This window comes from Anaerosporobacter sp., from assembly GCF_965301125.1.
On sequence record NZ_CBDLAM010000109.1, the window covers coordinates 1 to 1,743 of the forward strand.

Here is a 1,743-nt window from a genome sequence, read left to right on the forward strand (position 1 = left end):
CTATAAGTTAAGATAGTATACCACAATATCAAAAAAATCCACAACAAATCCAAATCATTCACAAACTTTATTAGCACACTTGTTTCTTAGTAAATTATTCACTATAATAAATGTAAAAAATAAATATTCTTGATTATTCATCTTAATGTGAGTCGACTAAAATCTTAATATCTCAATTACGAAAGGAAGTTTATATGAATATACCGAATGACCCAGTAATATTACTTAGCTATATAAATACGCAATTAAGAGACTTCTATCCAAATCTGACAGACTTGTGTCTCTCTCTTAATATAAACGAAGAATCCTTATGTGCCAAACTTGAAACAATCGATTATAGCTATGATCAAACAACCAATCAATTTGTTTAGTAACATAAAAACGCTTGGAAAAATTAGCTCAATCTAATTTTTCCAAGCGTTTTTAATTATCTTCTAAAATCTCATCAAACAGTATAATTTCATCGTTAATCTTTGCAAAATATACACTGTCGTATTCTTCTATTTGGGATCTCCCACTAGTTGCTTCTGTAACTTCTTCTTGTAATTGATGTAATTTATCAAAGGTAACCAATAACTCCATTGTAACATTATCTGTATAGATGGTATCTAATACTGTTATTTGCATCTGACAAGTTATATATTGTAATTTTCCGATTCCATTATAATCAGTAACAATTCGCACTTTCTTGCCAGCCTTTTTTTCAACAATAACGCTTTGCTCAAGTCCTCCTAATGTAGCATTCGTATATGCACGTACTAGGCCTCCCGTTCCCAATAATATTCCTCCAAAATATCTAGTGACTACTACTAATACATTATGAATTCCCTGTCCTAACAAAACATCTAATATCGGCTTCCCTGCCGTGCCATTTGGTTCGCCATCATCACTACATCTTTGAACTTCATTTCTTTTTCCGACAACATAAGCATAACTATTATGAGTTGCATCCCAATATTCTTTACGAATCTGTTCTATATACGCAATTGCTTCTTCTTCTGAATCAATTGGCTGAACAGAAGTAATAAATCGTGATTTCTTCTCTACCATTTCTCCCTTACCTGAAGAATAAACTGCCTTGTAACTTTCTATCATAAAAACTCAATACCTCACAATCTGTATACCTTAATAACATACCTCAAAGTTGTTATCTTGATATCTATCATAACGTAAGTTTGTTGATAATGCAAGAAAGTCTTCTTATGTACTCGCTATTTTCCCCGAAGTGTATCCTAGCTACATAACCTTAGAGTAACAAGATCATCAACGACTTCAACCAAAGTCATGGGTGTTACTGTACACTCAATCAACGTGTGAATTAATTGCACTACTACTTCCTTCGAATACGATAATGCTTCAACTTCTTCCGATTCCACAATTTCCCCAAATTGTTTCTCGATTTTAATCCCATACAAAAAGTTTAAACAATCTCTTTCTCCCACTTCTTTTGATGGTTCTTCTACCAAGTAATACTTCAAAACCATTCCCATTTGGTTTTCTAGCTTAACTTCCCTCTCCCCAATTAGACTAAAATGTTTCATTCAAATACCTCCTACATTAAAATGACCACAACTGCGACAATGCCAACACACTATCTTATGAAATTATACTACTAATTTATTCCATTTCATAGAGAATTATATCGCATAATGATTGGATATTGTTAAATATTCGACTAATTTTTAATTTTACGACAAATTATTTTGTCTTTTTCTATCAACAATTGTTCTATAACTTGGTTTT

At 31.8% G+C, this 1,743-nt stretch carries 3 protein-coding genes; 1 reads left to right on the top strand and 2 read right to left on the bottom strand.

Translation table 11 applies throughout. The features are described from left to right. Positions 1–194 precede the first annotated feature (194 nt). Complete coding sequence (locus tag ACW2QF_RS12305; protein WP_455716299.1) at positions 195–371, top strand: DUF4250 domain-containing protein; 177 nt, start codon at positions 195–197, stop codon at positions 369–371. 52 nt (positions 372–423) lie between these two features. Here the strand turns inward: ACW2QF_RS12305 and ACW2QF_RS12310 are convergent, their stop codons facing one another. Next, on the bottom strand, positions 424–1,095 hold the full coding sequence (locus ACW2QF_RS12310) for a YigZ family protein (protein ID WP_455716300.1): 672 nt from the start codon (positions 1,093–1,095) through the stop codon (positions 424–426). Positions 1,096–1,232: 137 nt separating this feature from the next. Further along, complete coding sequence (locus ACW2QF_RS12315; RefSeq protein WP_455716301.1) at positions 1,233–1,541, bottom strand: DUF6514 family protein; 309 nt, start codon at positions 1,539–1,541, stop codon at positions 1,233–1,235. Positions 1,542–1,743 lie beyond the last annotated feature (202 nt).